Below are 16,633 nucleotides of genomic sequence, written 5' to 3'. Positions count from 1 at the left end.
GGCTGGACGCCACCGGCCGGGTGCAGGAGGTGTTGAGCGGCGGCGCGGGCAAACCGGTGGACACCACCGCCCGTTACCACTACACCCGCACCGGTCTGCCGCAGGAGGCAGGCCGCCTCACCGAGTGGCAGTCTGGCCGGCTGATTCAGCACGATGATGCCCATTACCAGTACGACAGGGCCGGACGGCTTATCCGTAAACAGGTGGTGCAGCCGGGCTACCGCCCGCAGGTGTGGCAGTACCGCTGGGACAGTCGCAACCAGCTGCGGGTGGTGGATACCCCGAACGGCGAGCGCTGGCTGTACCGCTACGACCCGTTTGGCCGCCGGGTGGGCAAACGCTGCGACCAGAAAGCCGAAGAGACCCGCTACCTGTGGGACGGCGACCAGATAGCGGAAATCCGCCACTACCGCCACGGCCAGCTGATACAACGTCGTCACTGGGTCTACAACGGCTGGGAGCTGGTGGTGCAGCAGCGCCAGCACACCGGCGGCGACTGGGAAACGGATTTTGTCACCAGCAGCCAGAACGGTACCCCGCAGGCGCTGTTCACGCCGGACGGCACCCTGCGCTGGCAGGCGCCGACAGCCACGCTGTGGGGCCGGCGGCAGACAGAAAAATCGGAAAGTCCGGACCCCGGCCTGGCCTTCGCCGGGCAGCTCCGTGACAGCGAAAGCGGGCTGTGCTATAACCGCTTTCGGTACTACGACCCGGCCGGTGGGTGTTATGTCTCGCCGGACCCGATAGGGATAGCGGGGGGAGAGAGTAATTATGGGTATGTGCCGAACCCCAATACGTGGGTTGATCCGTTTGGGTTGGCTGGTTGTGAAAACATACTACGTGCGAGTAAGCCTAAAATTCTAAGCCAAGGTAATTTATCTTCAACTGAAAGAAATTACTTAGAACGCCAGTTCATGAAAAAGCAAAATGCACTTAATCGAGCGGCTAAAAGAGGGGAATTAGTTTGGTCTCCTGGCACACATGATGTCAGAATCGCGTCCGTCCAGAGTTCATATAGGAAGGCTGTTTCTGAGCGTTACGAGCGAATGTTTGGTAAGGCACCAGATCTCTCAAAACTGAATGCTGATCACCCAGTTGACCTAATCGTGGGCGGCTCTGCAACACAGCGCTTACAGATGCTGAATGAAACCATTAACAAAAGTGTTGGTAGTGCTCTCAAAAATGCAGGAAGAAAAGCAGGACTTCAGCCTGGTGATAAAATAAGCGCGATAATATTTGATTGAGGTATTAAATGAATATTAACTTCAAGATTTTTACGGATACAGCCACGATAGTTATATTTGATTTGCAATCACTTAAACATCGCATTACCGATACACCTGATTGGTGGAGTATCGAGGATGACGAAATAGATGAAACTAATAATGGTAACGCTGTTTTTTTAAATTTAGGAAGTGATGGTGAATATTTAATAAACATTGTTGAATCTTTAAATGATTATGATGGTGCTGCATATATAAAATCCCCATCAGGGGATATATTTATTGGTGCGGGAGAAGATACTACAGGCGGCGATCTAGAGCCTGAAAATACAAACAGTGTATCTGGTTATTTTTTAAAATCCCTCCCAGGAAATTACTCTGTGAAATTTAAGAAGGTCGATAGCAACATATACTTATCCTTCGCTCCATCAAAAGAGAATAGAAATAATATAGGAAAACCCATCAGATTATAAAATAAAACCGGAAGTGATCCCAACGATCCTTCCGGCTGCTTTTTTATGCTGTTTAATTCAACGATCAGATATTAGGCTGTATCCCTTAATTCAGATTCACTGATTGATGGTGAAAAAATGCATTAAATTCGTTCATTTATGAGCCGATTTCGTAAATTTCCACTGCCATCACCTGTAAGCGTTATGTGATTTTCCACCACGCAGGTGATTAAGAGACACAGCCTGGATTGAATGAGGACGTACTCTATTAACCAGATCCTGAAATGGATGTTGGCGAGCCGCGCTCCAGCGCAGTTTTTAGTGTGTCACCGCTCAGATGGTCGGTGATACCATCAGTTGATGCCCATTGCTCAAAAATAGACAACAGCTTATAGGGTTGCCGGATTAATGGACTAATGGCCTCATTATGTTTACAGGCGAGCAAGAATAATCGGGATAGCGGCGTGGATATCCGTGTGGAAGACGACGAGGAAGTTTGGTTTTTGGTCGGCATGTCGATTAACTTTTCCAGTTCAGTATGCCGGATGACAAAGCAGGCATCTTGAGGTAAATCATGAATTGGAAAATAATCCTTTCGGAGGTCTGGATTTATGCCTTGTTGTAGAATTCTTTGATAAATATCAGTCCACATTTTTTCAGGGAGTCGCATTATTTTCTGGTTTATTCTTTCCTGCCATGTGAGCTTTTCGAATACCTGAAATATCTCTCCTGAAAGAGTTACCGATATACCGTAATTGATCTCATTCTCACCGATGTGTGGTAATGGAATGTGCAGGGAGCGGGCAAGTAAACGTTGTACCATAACGTACTCATGTCCCGCTAATAGTGTGTCGATAATTGGCTGGGTGGGAGTAATGTATCTTCCCTCGGTACTGAGAATAAGATTTCGTTTGCCAAGGAAACTGTTTCTATCGAGCAAGCAGAGCCGGTCGATGAATGAGTGCCCGACCGGGCGTAGCTTCAATTTATTATCCAATGTTCGTATTTTTCGTAAAACAATCGGTGACTGGAAGTAAATAGAAAGGCTGATATTGCCATATAAAGCATGGCGATAAATATCACTGTCTGTCAATTCTATTTTTGTTGTTTTCTTCGTTATTCTGATAGCCTCCTGTATCGTCATCCATTCAGGCATACTGCTTTTCGTGTTTAAAAGGAAGGTTTGTTTTTGCATGATGTAATCTCCTTCAGCATGACAACCTTTCCTGTGTGTAGAGCGTAACGGGGGATTAATAAAATTGCCGGGTATAAAGTTAACGTTCCATATGTAAATTTATAGAGCGAAAAAGGTTTATTTAGAATGACCAGCTTTATCTATTTTTAGGTTTTTTTAAGAAAGAAAATAACAAATCCACAAGGAGTGGGGGAATCTGTATCACAAGTGGGCTACCGCCTGCCGTGGCAGCAGCACTACAGCACCCAGGTTATGCACTCTTTAGTTTTATGAATGGATGTCATCAACGTGTTTCACTGGCATGGACAGCCCAGAACTGTTCTGCCAGATTGAATTTATAGAATGAAGTTTTTACTTAAAGTGATGCAGTTTGTCATAAAAATAGATGTACTGCTGTCATTATTGGTTATTACGTGTTAGCTCCGGTATTTTTGAGTGTATAGAAAGGGTAGTTGGCATCTTTTCAGTCTTAAAAGGTTATCCATCGTAATTGACGGGGTGTTTTCGTTTGCCATCATTTGCTGTGTCAGGTTGGATGGATGTTTGCCGTTTTTGGCACTGGCGACGAAGGTCTTGCAGTCAGGAAGAGGGCGTCACCGATATATCGCTCGGCCAGATGACCGGATTGATGCCATAGGCTGCTTTCACCGTGGGATAAATTGCAGAGCATGCTCGACGGTCGTGGGGATGATGATCTTGACCGAATCAGGAGAGGAGCCGGAAAAGCTGTTGTGCGGGGAAGCCGGGCCAGCCAATGCGCCTTTTGGCCTGGTCAGCCTGTGCGTCCTTGAGCTCGTTGTGAATCCTTGCAGGAGCCGGGCTTGATGGCCGCAACCGGAAGAGGCAAACAATTTCCCCGGCGTAAACGCCTTCCTCGCGCAGCAAATTCTTTGCCTCTTCCGGTCCTGCACGGTGTTACGGTCGCAGCGATGCGGCCAGCCCGGCTCCTGCCGTTCGGATCACCACAAAGGACGCGACAGGCGCGACCTTGAAAATCCGAAAGGAGCAACATCATGGCTAACATCGGCACCTTCACCGCACAAAACAACGGCTTCACTGGCACCGTCCGCACCCTGACTTTGAATGTCAAGGCGAGGTTCATCCCCTGCGACAAAAGCAGCGAGCACGCCCCTGACTTCCGTATTCAGACCCTCGGTGGTTATGACATCGGCGCAGCCTGGCGGAAAATCAGCCAGGCCGAACGGCCTTATCTGTCGGTGACGCTCGACGATCCTTCGTTCCCGGCAACCCTCTATGCTCGCCTTATCGAAGACGAGAATGGCAAGCATCATTTGATCTGGTCGCGCAGCAAACCGTCGGCCTGACAGTCAGACACCACGCCCCGCCAGTCACGGCGGGGCGCACACTGTTTACTCCGGCAATAAGCCTATGGCTCATTGCGTTTTTGCGCATAAACATAGGGCGCAACGTATCCTTCCCGGTTCATATCCAGATAATCCGACCACCATTGCATCATCGCTTTTCGGGCATCAAGGTATTCCGCTTTATGGATGTACGCCGCTCGCACGTTGTTGCGCTCCTGATGTGTCAACGACGGGTAAAAAGTGGGTCTTCCGTAACCTGGTTGGAAGAAAACCAATTAAACTTTTTAGTTAACAAGGATCTAAGCTGTTTTAAGTTATGGATAGCCCTATGGCCTCACTTAAGGAGCTTTTGCAGCTACCTTGCGGGTGGCGGTATCCTCCATCAGCGCGTTAAGCGGTTAGCTAATTTGAGGTTAATCCACTCGTCAATTTCAGATTCGAGCCAGGCCACACTGGCGGGACCCATCTTTATTGAGGCCGGAAAGGTTCCGTCTTTCATATACAATAGATTTGCGAACGCCTCAGGCCGGTTTTTTCTTCTACTTGTTTCAAGCGTAATAACTGATGAGATGTTATAGGTTCCTCCAGTGCAGAATGGCGTATGCCCGGAGAAGACAAAAAAACACAGCGAGGGACGGAGTGAAAGTTGATGAGTCCGTATTACGGATATCACCATCCTTAATACGGTTTTCAGATTGAGAAGCGTAATATTATTTTAATTTTTTGCCTATTTTCTACTTGTTAACGAATGAATTTAATAGACTATTATAGTTGTCATGATTTTTTATGACGAATTTCTCTCGGGATACGTCGCCCTTGCGAGTCAAAATAACGATTCGGCCAGATTTCACTTGCCTGTATGCCCAGTGCGTCTGCAATGAGCCGTTCGCCTTTCGGCCATGGGCGAATTAGCGCATTGGCGAGTGTGGATGAACTGAGACCTGCCGCACGGGAGACGGTAGCCAGTGTGGTATTGCGTTTGCGAAGGGCTGCAATGATATCGGCAGGATGCCAGTCCATTCGCTGATTTTGTTGTTCAGTGCTCATGCTTCCTCCTCTCTTGGACTAAAATCTTACTCCTTTCAGTAAATCATATCTTCATTTTAGATCAAAAAACAACCAAAAATAAATTTAAAATTTATTAAGGAAAGAAATGGTTCAAGAATGGCCTGTCGAGAGCGGTGATAATCAACCAATGTTGCTCAATGCTGTGGATACGCCGTGATTGGTAAACGATTAAGACTGGCCCGAGTAAATGCAGGATTAAAACAGGTGGAGCTGGGTTGTCTCGCTGGCCTGGACGAAGAAACGGCGAGTTCTCGCGTGAGCCAGTATGAAAGAGAAGTCAGTGCGCCGGATTTTGGTTTGGTTCGTCGCTTTGCAACGGTGCTGGATGTGCCGGAAGCGTATTTTTATGCCGTGGATGATGATCTGGCTACCTTAATCTTGCAGTATCACCGTTTCAGAAAAGCCAACCCGCATTCCACACTACTCATCACCCCTCAATAGAGAGATATCGTAGACGTGCTTCGGTGTTCGAATTTTATGCGGCTATCATTCCAAATCTCATGATTACTTCTCCAAATAAATTAAATCTTCATTTTAGATGTTAAAGCATTCAATAATAAATTTTAAATTCATTTAGTAAAGAACCACTTCAAGAGTGCTCTATAGGGAACGGCGATAATCGGTTTATGTTAATCAGTGAAGCAGGTAATGCCGTGATTGGTAAACGATTAAGATTGGCCCGAGTGAATGCAGGGTTAAAACAGGTCGAGCTCGGTTGTCTCGCTGGGCTGGATGAAGAGACGTCGAGTTCCCGTGTAAGCCAATATGAAAGGGAAGTCAGTTCACCGGATTTTGGTCTGGTTTGCCGGTTTGCGGCGGTGCTGGATGTGCCGGAAGCCTATTTTTATGCTGTCGATGAAGATCTCGCAACGCTAATCTTGCAATACCATCGTTATAAGAAAAGTAACCCTAATTCTACGTTATTGATTACCCCGCAATAGACCTTCATTCATGTATCCGGCCTGAGTAATTTCCTGACGTTTCACGATTTTTTGTGAAATGCTGAGGTAAAAACTTTCTCGCTGTCTGAAAAGCAGATCCTGTTATCAGGATCTGCTCTTAGGAGCGTTATCGATCAGGCAGTTCCAGCCGTCTTATGTTGTTGAGCATAAATGTACGGCGCAATATATCCTTTTCGGTTGGTATCCAAATAATCTGACCACCATTGCATCATCGCTTTACGGGCATCGAGATATTCTGCTTTATGGATGTAAGCCGCTCGAACGCTATTGCGTTCCTGGTGGCTCATCTGCCGTTCAACGGCATCCTGCGCCCACAGTCCAGATTCCATCAGCGCACTACAGGCCATTGCCCGGAATCCATGACCGCAGATTTCATCTTTCGTGTCATACCCCATCAAGCGCAGCGCTTTGTTGACCGTGTTTTCGCACATCGGTTTATACGGATTATGGTCTCCGGGGAATATCAGCACCTGATGCCCAGAAATTTCCCGTATCTGTTTCAGAATAGCGATGGGCTGACGGGACAGAGGAACGATATGCGGTGTGCGCATTTTGGCACCACGCCCGGAATAACGCACTCCAGGGATGGCTTCACGGGTAGCAGGAATGGTCCAGATTTTGTTTCTGAAATCGATCTCAGACCAACGGGCAAAGCGCAATTCGCTGGAACGGATGAACAGGTGCAGGGTAAGTGAGACTGCCAAACGGGTTAATTCTCTCCCTTGATTGTAGTCCTCAATGCTAGCCAACAGCTCCGGCAGTCGTTCCAGTGGAAGGGCAGGGTAGTGGCGTTTAACGGGAGGGGCGATTATCCCGTCCAGATTTGCCGCCGGGTTGTGCTCTATCAACTCCTGATGCACGGCATGACGCATGATGTTGCACATATGCTGTCGGGTTCGTGCCGCCACTTCCAGCAAACCTTTTTTCTCAATCCCTTTCAGCAGGTCGATGAAGTGGCGAGTTTTCAGTTCTGTGACCGGCAGGTGCCCAATTATCGGGAAGATATGATTGTTCATGCTGGCAAGCAGACGGGCGGCATGGTTCTCTGACCATGAGCGGTTGCTTTTATGCCACTCCAGTGCCACATGCTTGAAGGTTTTTTCTGGTGAGGAAGTGGTTCTTTCAGCGGAGCGCTGCTGTGCGGGATTGATATTCTGCGCCAGCAATTTTCGAATACCGTCACGTTGTTGACGAGCGTCGGCCAGAGATACATCAGGATAGGCACCTAAGCCGAGGCGAGATTCTTTTTTATTGATACGATATTTGAGATACCAGAGACGTGAACCGCCTGGATTAACCAGCAGATACAGACCATGAGAATCGGAAACTTTGAAGGGTTTAGCGGATGGTTTTAAGTTGCGGATTTTTGAGTCGTTAAGAGACATTTGGGGGTCACTCCGTCATCGAACCAACTTGACCCCAAATCTGACCACCAAATTCTCCCGATGCGGAGGGAAAACTGAAAATGCATCGGGAAGATATTTCACGCTAACTCATTGAACCCCAATCACATAAGGATTCGCGAAGCGGCATGAAAACAAGAATCTGGCTCCTCTGACTGGACTCGAACCAGTGACATACGGATTAACAGTCCGCCGTTCTACCGACTGAACTACAGAGGAATCGCTAATTGGTGTGGATGATAGCGGTAGCCTGAGTGCTTGTCAAAGCATGATAACGCTGAGGATAACTGTTTGCTGAACTTATAATCAAATTATTGAAATTATTGTGGTAGTCGGTGTTTTTCTCGTCAGTCCATTCGCTGCATATGGTCAAGGTTGCACTTTCAGATAGCAGGAATTGCACCACTTTGGTGCCAGTGGGCCATTGTACAGGTGTGTAACGGGTCATGGTCAGAAGATTAGTATTGTTACTGTCATCGCCTCCACCATTGCTTTTACTTATTTTTAAGCAGGTTAAACGAGTTACGCACTTTTTTTAATAATAGTGAAATGATCTGGCGCGCTTCTTGCTACTACTTAACCGTAACTATTCGGGAGGTACACATGAATCTGAGACGGCTCAAATACTTTGTGAAAATCGTTGATATTGGCAGCCTGACCCAGGCCGCTGAAATGTTGCATATTGCGCAACCAGCGCTGAGCCAGCAAGTTGCTACGCTTGAAAGCGAGATGGAGAAGCAACTGCTGGTCCGTAGTCGTCGTGGCGTGACGCCGACTGAAGCGGGCAAGATTCTGTATTCACATGCGCAAACTATTTTGAATCAATGTGAGCAGGCTAAGCACGCAGTGAATGGTGTACGACAAACAGTCAGTGTCTAATCGGATACGGTCAGCTATATCGTCAGGTGTAGCTGACCGTATTGAACTTAACGCGACGCAAAAGCAGGTGTTACATCTGCTTTTGCGTTGTGACGTTACGCCTGGACCTGAGCGAGAGCTCTGCGACGACGAATTAACTGGTAGGCTATCGCCAGAATTACAAACCACACCGGTGTGACAATCAATGCTTGCAGCGTATCAGGCTGCAATGTCAGCAATACCAGCACAAAAGCAAAAAAAGCCAGACAGACCCAGCTCATGATAATGCCGCATGGCATTTTGTATGACGAGCTTTGGTGCAACTGTGGGCGCTGCTTACGGTACACCAGATAAGAGCATAGAATGATACTCCATACGAACATGAACAGGATGGCCGACACGGTAGTGACCAGGGTAAAAACGGTCATGACGTTAGGAATGAGGTAGATCAATACAACACCGGAGAGTAGGCACAGGCAGGAAAAGAACAGCCCGGCTGACGGCACTGCGCGTTTTGATAGCTGGCCAAAACGTTTTGGTGCGTCGCCTTGCCTGGCGAGTCCAAACAGCATACGGCTGGTTGAGAAGACGCCGCTGTTGGCGGAAGATGCTGCTGATGTCAACACGACGAAATTAATGACACTGGCGGCAGCCGGCAACCCCACCAGGACAAACATCTCAACAAATGGACTGCGGTCTGCTGCGATATGGCTCCATGGTGTCACCGACATAATCATCATCAGCGCAAACACGTAAAACATGATGATACGTATCGGAATGGCGTTGATTGCTCGCGGCAAAACGACAGTTGGATTTTTGGTTTCAGCTGCGGTGGTGCCAACCAGTTCAATACCGACAAATGCAAATACGGCAATTTGAAAGCCAGCAAAAAAACCGCTGAGCCCTTTGGGAAAGAATCCGCCGTCTTGCCATAGATTGGCCACAGATGCCGTGGCTCCGGAAGGTGATGTAAAATTCATGATGACCAACCCGGCGCCAATCACAATGAGTGCAACGATGGCGATGATCTTGATCATGGCAAACCAAAATTCCATTTCGCCAAATAGTTTAACGGTGGCCAGGTTTAAGGTCAGAAGCAGCAGGACGCACAATAAAGAACTGAGCCACTGCGACAAGTCTGGCAACCAGAATTGTGCGTAGGCGCTGATGGCGACAACATCGGCAATCCCCGTGACCACCCAACAAAACCAGTATGTCCAGCCAGTAAAAAAGCCTGCCCATGGCCCTAGCAGGTCGGCGGCAAAGTCGCTGAACGATTTGTAATTGAGGTTGGAAAGCAACAACTCGCCCATCGCACGCATAACAAAAAACAGCATGAATCCGATGATCATATAAACAAAGATAATCGATGGGCCAGCAAGACTGATGGTTTTTCCCGACCCCATGAACAGGCCGGTGCCAATGGCACCTCCGATGGCGATCAACTGAATATGACGGTTGGTCAGGTTGCGCCGCAGGTCGCTATGTCCGGCTGTGTCCGGGGCGTGATGCGTTTGTTCTGTCATGTAATGTTATTTCCGGATTATGTCTGTCTGTGAGGATGGAGTGCGAATCACCCATGATATATAAGAAATCAGCGAGATTAATAGTAACACGGTATTCAACCGATGATGAGCTGAGAACGTATTTCCTGATTGTCAGGTTGGTCTTCAGAGGATGATGAATTTGCGTCTAATAATCGGTCAATAGAGGTCTGGCGCTGGAGTGGCGGCGTAAAATAGTGATAGGTTACAATGTGTTTTCTGAGCCCCCGGCTGAGTAAAAAAATAAGATGAACCATTTGACAGACGGCGATAAGAAGAGAATAATCCGTCCCCGTTGGGTCGTTAGCTCAGTTGGTAGAGCAGTTGACTCTTAATCAATTGGTCATAGGTTCGAGCCCTATACGACCCACCAACACTTTCATTTGTCTCTGCGCTTTTTTATTCTGAAAAAATACCTATTCGATTTTATTGCTCCAGATAATTACTTTCCGTTCTTTTATTTATTCAGAAAAGTTCATTTTTAAATTATATTTAATCAGTCAGAGCGATTATCGGATATAGTCTGTTTTGTTGACGAAATATGAATGACTCTGTCAACTTCTACGTATTCTTTCTTCTTTTTGTTTGTTTATTATTCGAATTGAGAGGATACCCATCGGACAATTACGGATTATGGTTCTGCCCGATGGTGTATGATTAGCGGCGATAGACGGTTTTGATCTGCTTAATCGTCGTATCGAAAATTTCTGCCTGAGTTGGGTCTTCCAGTTGGGCTGCGTGTTTTTCCATACTGATGATAACCTTGCCTGCATCAGCTTGACCGATAGATTTTAACATCAATGTCATCAGTATCTTCAGGCAGCTAACTTCGTGAGCCAGCGTTTCAGGCGTGGAGGCCGTAGGGAAATCATTGTTATTCATGGAATCTCCTGTTGCGAATGGGCGTTGACGTGGTGGTCCCTGGAAATGGTTTGATATCGTACACTCGCCAACGACATAACAAAAATTGGCCCGAATTATACCATAGATGACAATACGTCTGGTGAGGAAAATAATCCTGTTTGACCATTAAGTTGTATTTTTTGTATCTGTTTGTGCCACATTTTGCCCATATATTGTTAACGTGTTTTTTGGCTTTTAAATGCGTTTGATTAGAAACATTGCAACTTTTATATGGATATTTTAGGGCAGGTGTATTATTTGTAGTAAACAGGCGGTGCAGCGAAGTGACGATACCGTTACAATGATGAAAAAGAAGCTGATGCGTACCTGATTGTTTACGTTTAAAAAACTTGATAACTTATTGATTATATTTAAATTTTAATGATTTTAGACGGTTGAGCCGTCTGTTTCTCTAAAAAACCAGGTTGGAAATATGAATACTGTGATGGAAGTGAGTTCCGAGTTCGATACGCAATCAGTATCATTCAGGATACTTAGAGGATAATACCACATGGTAGAATAAAAAAATACACTTTTAATTAAAAAGTGTATTCATTTTTTCTAAACCACGATAGTACCACCTGCAACAAACTCGTCTGTAAGTGTTACTCTTTTTGGAGAATTGTTCTTTGATTAGCGTTTTTCTTGTTGATGACCATGAGCTGGTGCGAGCAGGGATACGGCGCATTCTTGACGATATCAAAGGCCTCAAAGTTGTTGGTGAGGCGCAGTGCGGTGAAGATGCGGTCAGATGGTGCCGTAATAACAGTAACGGTGTGGACGTTGTGCTGATGGATATGAATATGCCAGGAATCGGCGGTCTGGAGGCAACGCGCAAAATTGTACGATTTTCCCCTGAAATTAAAGTTATAATGCTAACTATTCACACCGAAAACCCGTTACCTGCTAAAGTGATGCAGGCTGGGGCGGCGGGGTACCTTAGCAAAGGGGCGACGCCAGAAGAAGTGATTTGTGCCATTCGTTCTGTGCATGCCGGCAAGCGCTATATTGCATCGGATATCGCCCAGCAAATGGCGCTGAGTCAGTTAGAGCCGCAAACAGAGACACCATTGGAGTGTCTTTCTGAGCGCGAACTACAAATTATGCTTATGATAACTAAAGGGCAGAAGGTGACGGAGATCTCTGATCAACTCAACCTCAGCCCCAAAACGGTCAACAGCTATCGTTATAGAATGTTCAGTAAACTGAACATTAATGGTGATGTGGAGTTAACGCATCTGGCTATTCGACATGGGCTCTTTAATGCGGAGACATTGATTAGTAGTGACTGAACGTTTTGATGCCCAGGCTTTTCTGAAGACCGTAACCAGTCAGCCTGGGGTTTACCGTATGTACGATGCCAGTGACACGGTTATCTACGTCGGTAAAGCTAAGGATCTGAAGAAACGCCTTTCCAGTTATTTTCGCGCTCATGTTGCCAGCCGTAAAACAGAGGCTTTGGTGAAAAGTATTCGGCAGATCGATGTAACGATCACGCATACTGAAACCGAAGCCTTGCTGCTTGAGCACAACTATATCAAACGTTATCAGCCGCGTTACAATGTGCTGCTGCGTGACGACAAATCCTACCCGCTGATTTTCCTTAGTGGAGATACGCATCCTCGGTTATCGGTTCATCGCGGCGCTAAACATGCCAAAGGCGAATACTTTGGCCCGTTTCCGAACGGTAATGCCGTTCGTGAAACGTTGATGCTGCTGCAGAAGTTATTCCCCATCCGACAGTGCGAAAATAGCGTTTATCGCAATCGTTCGCGTCCATGTCTGCAATATCAGATTGGCCGTTGTTTGGGGCCATGCGTTAGCGGCCTGGTGAGCGAGGAAGATTATCAGCAACAGGTCGAGTATGTGCGCCTTTTTCTATCGGGCAAGGATCAGCAAGTGTTGACCCGATTGGTCGAACGAATGGAGGCGGCAAGCCATGCGCTGAAGTTTGAAGACGCCGCCCGTATCCGTGATCAGATTCAGGCTGTTCGTCGCGTGACCGAAAAACAATTTGTTTCTGGCGATGGTGATGATCTTGACGTGATCGGTGTGGCATTCGATGCGGGAATGGCATGTGTACACGTGCTCTTTATTCGTCAAGGACAGGTTTTGGGTAGCCGCAGCTATTTTCCCAAAGTACCTGGCGGGACGGAGCTGGCGGAAGTGGTGCAGACATTTGTCGGCCAGTTCTATTTACAGGGTAGTGCTTCCCGCACCTTGCCATCGGACATCCTGCTGGATTTTTCGCTACCGGAGTACCAACTGCTGGCGGAATCCCTGAGCGAACAGGCGGGCCGAAAGATTCAGATTCAAACCCGCCCACGTGGTGACCGCGCGCGTTATCTTAAACTCGCTCGTACCAACGCCCATACGGCATTGGCAACGAAATTGTCTCAACAATCAACGGTTCAGCAACGTTTGACGGCGCTGGCGTCCGTGCTTGAGATTGAAAAAATCAACCGGATGGAATGTTTCGATATCAGTCATACCATGGGTGAGCAGACGGTTGCTTCCTGCGTTGTGTTTAATGCTGATGGGCCGCTGCGTTCAGAGTACCGCCGCTACAACATTACCGGTATCACGCCAGGTGATGACTATGCGGCTATGAACCAAGTGCTTAGACGCCGCTATGGCAAGTCGATTGATGAAAGCAAGATTCCAGATGTCATCGTGATTGATGGCGGTAAAGGCCAATTGGCGCAGGCCAAGGAAGTTTTTGCGTCGTTGCAGGTATCCTGGGATAAGAATCGGCCTTTGCTGCTGGGCGTTGCGAAAGGCAGCGATCGCAAAGCCGGCCTGGAAACGTTATTTTTTGAAGCAACAGGCGAGGGTGTTGCTTTGCCTGCTGATTCACCCGCATTACATGTGATTCAACATATTCGCGACGATTCCCATAACCATGCTATCAGCGGTCACCGTAAACAGCGTGCCAAAGTCAAAAGCACCAGCTCACTGGAGACTATCGAAGGGGTGGGGCCGAAACGGCGCCAGATGCTGTTGAAATACATGGGGGGGCTACAGCCGTTGATGAATGCCAGTATCGAAGACATTGCTCAAGTACCGGGAATTTCGCATGCGTTGGCAGAAAAAATCTTTCATGCATTGAAACACTAGAGGCAATGTAGCAACATAACCCTATTATCTTTCGGGCCAGACAGTTACCCAGACGCTATGCGATTTAATATACCAACGTGGCTTACCCTGTTTCGTGTTGTGCTAATTCCATTTTTTGTATTGGCATTTTATCTGCCGTTTAGCTGGGCGCCGATGGTATGTGCCGGCATATTTGTCTTTGCCGCGGTAACCGACTGGTTTGATGGCTTTCTTGCCCGGCGATGGAAACAAACCACTCGCTTCGGCGCTTTTCTGGATCCTGTTGCCGATAAAGTCATGGTAGCGGTTGCTCTGGTGCTGGTATCCGAGCATTACCACTCTTGGTGGATTACGTTGCCTGCCGCGACGATGATTGCACGTGAGATCATCATTTCTGCATTGCGCGAATGGATGGCCGAGTTGGGTAAACGTAGCAGCGTGGCGGTATCCTGGATCGGCAAGATTAAAACCACCGCGCAAATGGTGTCGTTGGTCGGTTTGCTGTGGCGGCCAGAGCGGATGGTAGAGGCTGCCGGCGTGGCGGCGCTGTATGTGGCTGCCGTGTTGACCTTCTGGTCGATGTTCCAGTATTTGAGCGCGGCCTGGCGCGATTTGCTGGAACATTGATCGTCTCGCCTTAAAAAACAGCAAACGATTCAGGTGAGGTGATAATTTTATTGACTCAGTGCGTCAGGTAAGTAGAATGCACCGCATCGACAGCAACACAGTTTATTGAAATTACTTGATAAACAAAGTGTTCTGAAAAAGCGGGAATAGCTCAGTTGGTAGAGCACGACCTTGCCAAGGTCGGGGTCGCGAGTTCGAGTCTCGTTTCCCGCTCCAGAATTTTATTTGCAGATTTATACTGGATCTGCGGATAGTTAAAAGGGCCGAAAGGCCCTTTTTTCGTTCCGATATTCCGGCGATTAGCTCTTCATAGCTGTGCCGGCAGCCTGGATTTTTCCCACACATTCCCTGTCAGGCATAGTATAACGTCGCTGTTCTGTTACCAACTCGCCTGCGCCGCTGCCCTGCTGGGTATCGTATGATGTGTCCAGTCAACTGAGCCTGTCCACGTAATGTGGCATCTTCCTGAGTAAGCCCTTTGGTTTTCAGACTGTGCCTGGTGATCGCCGTCGGTGGCTATGCCAATTTTCAGGACTCCATTGCAGAATGACGGCGTATGCTGCCCATGCAGTTTTTATGGGATAATGCTGGTTTGTCATGTGATTGTGTGGGAGTTTATTTACATTAGCAATATTGGTGTGGTTATTGTTCGTAACGCTAAGATTCATTTGCAAATGATATATTTTGTTGATGCCTCCAGCCTGATGCAGAATTTCTTTTTTTGAGGAAATCTTGCTTGTGTTGGCGTACTTTTTTCCATATAAAAGTATAATATGGTGTTAATAGTAAGCAGAGCACTCGCGATGGCATCCAATGCCTCGACTTATTGGTTTGGGTTATCAAAATCCAGTTTAGGTCATGTTGATTTCGACATGCCTGATAATCTGGTAAGGTTATTAGAAGAAATACTGAGGATATATCGGCTGTACTTTTCATGATTGATGTTCTGACTTTATCACTTTCTTTTCTATGCAAGGTTGTAGTAAAACGCGTGATAAGGCTCTGGATGATCTTACACGGTGAGGCTGATGCCTGGAATTATTTATCTCGATAATGTGTTATTCTGCAATTCACGTTATTATTCTTTCCTGGTTTTTTATGTTTCAATATATTTTTATTGATGGTGATTTTGAGAGGAAATTATCAATAAAAATAAATTATCAGACGGGAAAAGTAAGCGCTGAATTGAGATAGAAATATGGTATTTTTGTTTTAAGGGGGAAATTATATCGTAATGTTAAAATAGGGATAATATCAGGCCTGACGTTACTGGCCTTAATCAAGGAGGTGTCAAAATGATTCATGGAATTGAATACGTAAAAATCACGTTATACATCGCATTGTTTCTCAGTATGCCGGGACCAACTAACACATTGCTTCTTTGCTCTGGTTATACTCAAGGTTTTGTTAAAAGTATAAAATTGACTTTATCAGAATGGCTTGGATATCTATTGGCTGTCACTGCATGGGGATTGCTGTTTAACTATTTGGCACAACATGGAAACCCGGTACTGAACATCATAAAGATATTATCGGCATGTTATGTCGTGTATTTAGCGGTGAAAGTGTGGAGGTTTTCTCTTCATCAAACCAGTGAGAAGATCACTTTCAGTACGGTTTTTATCACGACCTTACTCAACCCCAAGGCCTTTTTCTTCGCTGACTCCATCATCCCTCCATCAGCCTTCATATATCAAGACAGCTATATTCAGGCGATGCTTTGCCTGTTTTTGGCGTTGTTACCCATATCATGCATGTGGATTTACTCCGGTACGTTGATTAATCTCAGCCAAGCCTCAAGCCAGCCAAGACTAAAACCAACGGTGTTTTATCGTGGCGCTTCACTCGTTATCTCACTTTTTGCTGCTTCGATGTTTTATAAATCAGTGTCTATTATGTTTTAGTAAAGAGATTGGCTTGTTACCGTAATCCTGACATTGACGTTTTATTGCGTTTTTCTTCACTGCAAATAGTCAG

Annotated in this window: 14 protein-coding genes, 3 tRNA genes and 3 pseudogenes; 12 read left to right on the top strand and 8 right to left on the bottom strand. The window is 46.7% G+C overall.

The genetic code is table 11. The features are described 5' to 3' along the window. On the top strand, nucleotides 1–1,244 hold a 1,244-nt coding region (locus DCH402_RS13400; RefSeq protein ID WP_040001589.1), incomplete at its 5' end, for an RHS repeat domain-containing protein. A gap of 8 nt (nucleotides 1,245–1,252) precedes the next feature. Continuing rightward, nucleotides 1,253–1,696, top strand: a complete 444-nt coding sequence (locus tag DCH402_RS13395) for a DUF6386 family protein (protein WP_040001587.1) — start codon at nucleotides 1,253–1,255, stop codon at nucleotides 1,694–1,696. Between the two features lie 247 nt (nucleotides 1,697–1,943). Here DCH402_RS13395 and DCH402_RS13390 read toward each other — a convergent pair whose 3' ends face one another. After that, nucleotides 1,944–2,870 (bottom strand): hypothetical protein, encoded by a 927-nt coding sequence (locus DCH402_RS13390; protein ID WP_040001585.1) that lies wholly within the window; start codon nucleotides 2,868–2,870, stop codon nucleotides 1,944–1,946. Between the two features lie 1,013 nt (nucleotides 2,871–3,883). Here DCH402_RS13390 and DCH402_RS13385 point away from each other — a divergent pair. After that, the gene (locus DCH402_RS13385) at nucleotides 3,884–4,195 is read left to right on the top strand and encodes a DUF736 domain-containing protein (protein WP_040001583.1); all 312 of its coding nucleotides are present in this window, start codon (nucleotides 3,884–3,886) and stop codon (nucleotides 4,193–4,195) included. Between the two features lie 62 nt (nucleotides 4,196–4,257). On the opposite strand, the pseudogene DCH402_RS22015 reads toward DCH402_RS13385, so the two are convergent. The 3 genes and pseudogenes from DCH402_RS22015 to DCH402_RS13380 all read right to left on the bottom strand — a co-directional run. After that, nucleotides 4,258–4,422 (bottom strand): annotated as a pseudogene (locus tag DCH402_RS22015) (integrase); the annotation flags it as partial. Between the two features lie 155 nt (nucleotides 4,423–4,577). Continuing rightward, nucleotides 4,578–4,771: pseudogene (locus tag DCH402_RS21470) on the bottom strand (AlpA family transcriptional regulator). Between the two features lie 198 nt (nucleotides 4,772–4,969). Then, the gene (locus tag DCH402_RS13380) at nucleotides 4,970–5,242 is read right to left on the bottom strand and encodes a helix-turn-helix domain-containing protein (RefSeq protein ID WP_040001581.1); all 273 of its coding nucleotides are present in this window, start codon (nucleotides 5,240–5,242) and stop codon (nucleotides 4,970–4,972) included. A 174-nt stretch (nucleotides 5,243–5,416) separates the two neighbouring features. On the opposite strand from DCH402_RS13380, the gene DCH402_RS13375 reads away from it, so the two are divergent. Continuing rightward, nucleotides 5,417–5,704, top strand: coding sequence for a helix-turn-helix domain-containing protein (locus DCH402_RS13375; RefSeq protein ID WP_033577754.1), 288 nt, complete (start codon nucleotides 5,417–5,419; stop codon nucleotides 5,702–5,704). Nucleotides 5,705–5,889: 185 nt separating this feature from the next. After that, nucleotides 5,890–6,204 carry a helix-turn-helix domain-containing protein gene (locus tag DCH402_RS13370; protein WP_040001579.1) on the top strand — a complete coding sequence of 105 codons (315 nt, stop codon included), beginning with the start codon at nucleotides 5,890–5,892 and terminating at the stop codon, nucleotides 6,202–6,204. Between the two features lie 134 nt (nucleotides 6,205–6,338). On the opposite strand, the gene DCH402_RS13365 is transcribed toward DCH402_RS13370, so the two are convergent. Together DCH402_RS13365 and DCH402_RS13360 are read right to left on the bottom strand one after the other, a co-directional pair. Continuing rightward, nucleotides 6,339–7,610: a tyrosine-type recombinase/integrase gene (locus DCH402_RS13365; protein ID WP_040001577.1), complete on the bottom strand. Its 1,272-nt coding sequence runs from the start codon at nucleotides 7,608–7,610 to the stop codon at nucleotides 6,339–6,341. 161 nt (nucleotides 7,611–7,771) lie between these two features. Continuing rightward, a tRNA-Asn gene (locus DCH402_RS13360) sits at nucleotides 7,772–7,847 on the bottom strand. A gap of 384 nt (nucleotides 7,848–8,231) precedes the next feature. On the opposite strand from DCH402_RS13360, the pseudogene DCH402_RS13355 reads away from it, so the two are divergent. Beyond that, nucleotides 8,232–8,498 (top strand): annotated as a pseudogene (locus DCH402_RS13355) (LysR family transcriptional regulator); the annotation flags it as partial. 104 nt (nucleotides 8,499–8,602) lie between these two features. Here DCH402_RS13355 and cycA read toward each other — a convergent pair. After that, on the bottom strand, nucleotides 8,603–10,012 hold the full coding sequence (gene cycA, locus DCH402_RS13350) for a D-serine/D-alanine/glycine transporter (protein WP_040001575.1): 1,410 nt from the start codon (nucleotides 10,010–10,012) through the stop codon (nucleotides 8,603–8,605). A 315-nt stretch (nucleotides 10,013–10,327) separates the two neighbouring features. Here cycA and DCH402_RS13345 point away from each other — a divergent pair. Then, nucleotides 10,328–10,403: transfer RNA gene (locus tag DCH402_RS13345), tRNA-Lys, on the top strand. A gap of 284 nt (nucleotides 10,404–10,687) precedes the next feature. Here the strand turns inward: DCH402_RS13345 and DCH402_RS13340 are convergent. Beyond that, nucleotides 10,688–10,912, bottom strand: a complete 225-nt coding sequence (locus tag DCH402_RS13340; protein ID WP_040001573.1) for a DUF2594 family protein — start codon at nucleotides 10,910–10,912, stop codon at nucleotides 10,688–10,690. Between the two features lie 650 nt (nucleotides 10,913–11,562). Here DCH402_RS13340 and uvrY point away from each other — a divergent pair. The 5 genes from uvrY to DCH402_RS13315 all read left to right on the top strand — a co-directional run bounded on the left by uvrY (nucleotide 11,563) and on the right by DCH402_RS13315 (nucleotide 16,560). Next, nucleotides 11,563–12,225, top strand: coding sequence for a UvrY/SirA/GacA family response regulator transcription factor (uvrY, locus tag DCH402_RS13335; protein WP_012769246.1), 663 nt, complete (start codon nucleotides 11,563–11,565; stop codon nucleotides 12,223–12,225). Continuing rightward, the gene (gene uvrC / locus DCH402_RS13330; protein ID WP_040001572.1) at nucleotides 12,218–14,050 is read left to right on the top strand and encodes an excinuclease ABC subunit UvrC; all 1,833 of its coding nucleotides are present in this window, start codon (nucleotides 12,218–12,220) and stop codon (nucleotides 14,048–14,050) included. The genes uvrY and uvrC overlap by 8 nt, the downstream gene beginning before the upstream one ends. A 57-nt stretch (nucleotides 14,051–14,107) precedes the next feature. Further along, a complete protein-coding gene (gene pgsA, locus DCH402_RS13325) occupies nucleotides 14,108–14,656 on the top strand; it encodes a CDP-diacylglycerol--glycerol-3-phosphate 3-phosphatidyltransferase (RefSeq protein WP_012769248.1) in 549 nt (182 codons plus the stop codon). A 140-nt stretch (nucleotides 14,657–14,796) separates the two neighbouring features. Further along, nucleotides 14,797–14,872: transfer RNA gene (locus tag DCH402_RS13320), tRNA-Gly, on the top strand. Between the two features lie 1,079 nt (nucleotides 14,873–15,951). Next, entirely contained in the window at nucleotides 15,952–16,560 is a 609-nt protein-coding gene (locus DCH402_RS13315) for a LysE family translocator (RefSeq protein WP_040001569.1), read from the top strand. Nucleotides 16,561–16,633 lie beyond the last annotated feature (73 nt).

Source organism: Dickeya chrysanthemi NCPPB 402, from assembly GCF_000406105.1.
Lineage (GTDB): Bacteria > Pseudomonadota > Gammaproteobacteria > Enterobacterales > Enterobacteriaceae > Dickeya > Dickeya chrysanthemi.
The sequence above is the reverse complement of the archived record's forward strand: the minus strand, read 5'-3'. Positions and strand labels throughout refer to the sequence as shown.